This window comes from Acidocella sp. MX-AZ02 (genome assembly GCF_000306035.1).
In the GTDB taxonomy this organism is placed as follows: Bacteria; Pseudomonadota; Alphaproteobacteria; order Acetobacterales; family Acetobacteraceae; genus Acidocella; species Acidocella facilis.
Genome location: NZ_JH976219.1, coordinates 1 through 2,452, shown reverse-complemented (window position 1 = coordinate 2,452; position 2,452 = coordinate 1). Strand labels below are relative to the sequence as shown.

The window sequence follows — 2,452 nt, the reverse complement described above, 5'->3', positions numbered from 1 at the left end:
GGAGTGCGTAACATGCTTCACCCTGTCATTGCCGAGGTCACGGCCCGGATCATCGAGCGCAGCCGTGGGTCGCGCTCGCGCTACCTACAGCGCGTGGCGCAGGCCGCCAGCCACAAGCCCAAGCGCCATGCCTTGGGTTGCGCCAACCAGGCGCACGGCTTCGCCGGCTGCGGCGCGGGCGACAAGGCCGTGCTGCGCGACGGCGATGGCGGCAGCCTCGCCATCGTCACCGCTTATAACGACATGCTCTCGGCGCATCGCCCCTACGAAACCTACCCGGAGCAGATCCGCGAGGCGGCGCGCAAGGTTGGTGGCGTGGCGATGGTGGCGGGCGGCGTGCCGGCCATGTGCGATGGGGTGACGCAGGGCGAGGCCGGCATGGAGCTGTCGCTGTTCTCGCGGGACGTGATCGCGCTGGCAACCGGCGTGGCGCTCTCCCACAACACCTTCGATGCCGCTTGTTTCCTGGGGATTTGCGATAAGATCGTGCCCGGGCTGGTGATCGGCATGCTGAGCTTCGGGCATCTGCCCTCGGTGCTGATCCCCGCCGGACCGATGCCCTCCGGCCTGCCCAATTCCGAAAAAGCCAAGATCCGCCAGCTTTATGCGGAAGGCAAGATCGACCGCGCGGCGCTGCTGAAGGCGGAAGGCGAAGCCTACCACGCGCCGGGCACCTGCACCTTCTACGGCACCGCCAACACCAACCAGATGCTGGTCGAGATCATGGGGCTGCATGTGCCAGGCGCGGCCTTCGTGAATCCCGGCACGCCTTTGCGCGACGCGCTGACGGATTTCGCGGTGCAGCGTGTGATGAGCCAAACGGCACTGGGCGAGAATTTCCAGCCGGTGGGCCGGATGATCGATGAGCGCAGCTTCGTGAATGCGATCGTCGCGCTGCACGCCACCGGTGGGTCGACCAACCATACCATCCATCTGCTGCCGATGGCGGCGGCGGCGGGGATCACCATCACCTGGCAGGATCTTTCGGATCTGGCGGCGGTGACGCCTTTGCTGTGCCGCATCTATCCCAATGGCCAGGCCGATGTGAATCATTTCCACGCCGCCGGCGGCACCGGGTTTTTGATCCGCGAGCTGATCGAGGCCGGGCTGCTGCATGAGGATGTGGACACCATCATGGGCAAGGGGCTCTCCGCCTACATCAACGAGCCCTATCTGGAAGACGGCAAGCTCAACTGGCGCGAGGCGCCTGCATCCAGCGGGGATGAGAAAGTGCTGCGCCCGGCCGCCAACCCGTTCCAGCCGACCGGCGGGCTGAAGCTGCTCAGCGGCAATCTCGGCCAGGCGGTGGTGAAAACCTCCGCGGTGGCGGAGGAACGGCATGTGCTGGAGGCCCCCTGCCGGGTGTTCCACAGCCAGGAGGCGGTGCAGGCGGCGTTCAAGGCTGGGGAGCTGAACAAGGATGTTGTCGTGGTGGTGCGCTTCCAGGGGCCGAAGGCGAATGGCATGCCGGAATTGCACAAGCTGATGCCGCCGCTTGGGGTGTTGCAGGATAAGGGCTTCAAGGTGGCGCTGGTCACCGATGGCCGAATGTCCGGCGCCTCGGGCAAGGTGCTCTCCGCCATCCACGCCACACCGGAGGCGCTGGCCGGCGGCCCGCTCGCCAAGCTGAAGGATGGCGACATCGTCCGCGTCGATGCCAAGGCCGGCACGTTGAGCGCGCTGGTGGATGCGGCTGAATGGGAGGCGCGCGCAGAGGCGCTGGCGGATCTCGATGACAGCCATCACGGCACCGGGCGGGAGCTGTTCGCCCCCTTCCGCCATCTGGTCAGCCGCGCCGATCTTGGCGCTAGCATTTTCGCCTACGAGGAGTCGCACGCATGATCCAGGAGGGTTTGGAAACCATCATGAAGCTCGCCCCGGTGATCCCGGTGGTGATCATCGATGATGTCGCGGATGCGGTGCCGCTGGCCCGCGCTTTGGTGCAAGGCGGGCTGAAGGCGATCGAAATCACGCTGCGCACGCCTGTAGCGTTGGAGGCGATCCGCGCTGTGGCGAATGAGGTTGAGGGGGCGGTGGCCGGGGTCGGCACCGTGCTCACCGCCAAGCATTACAAGCAGGCGGCGAAGGCCGGCGCGCAATTCGCCGTCTCGCCAGGGGCGACGCGCAAACTTCTGGATGCGGCGGAGGATGCGGATCTGGCGCCGCTGCCCGGCATCGCCAGCGCCTCGGAGGCGATGGTGCTGATCGAGCGCGGCTATCGGTTTGCGAAATTCTTTCCGGCCGAGGCGGCGGGCGGGGCGCCATTCCTCTCCTCCATCGCCTCGCCGCTGCCGCAGCTGCAATTCTGCCCGACCGGCGGCATCACCCCGGAGATCGCCCCGCGCTATCTGAAGCTGCCCAACGTGCTCTGCGTCGGCGGCTCCTGGATGGTGAAGAAGGAGCTGGTGGCGGCGAAGGATTGGGCCGCCATCACCAAGCTGGCGGCAGAGGC

At 66.8% G+C, this 2,452-nt stretch carries 2 protein-coding genes; both read left to right on the top strand.

Going from position 1 to position 2,452, the window contains the following annotated elements; genetic code table 11:
• The first annotated feature begins 12 nt into the window (after window positions 1-12).
• Complete coding sequence (gene edd, locus MXAZACID_RS17140; protein ID WP_008495817.1) at window positions 13-1,842, top strand: phosphogluconate dehydratase; 1,830 nt, start codon at window positions 13-15, stop codon at window positions 1,840-1,842.
• Window positions 1,839-2,452 (top strand): bifunctional 4-hydroxy-2-oxoglutarate aldolase/2-dehydro-3-deoxy-phosphogluconate aldolase (eda, locus tag MXAZACID_RS17135; protein ID WP_008495816.1); only part of this gene is annotated, 614 nt, incomplete at its 3' end. The genes edd and eda, both read left to right, overlap by 4 nt.

Bases quoted from the DNA above. Each gene is read 5' to 3' on its own strand.
- edd (WP_008495817.1), top strand. From the start codon at position 13: ATGCTTCACCCTGTCATTGCCGAGGTCACGGCCCGGATCATCGAGCGC.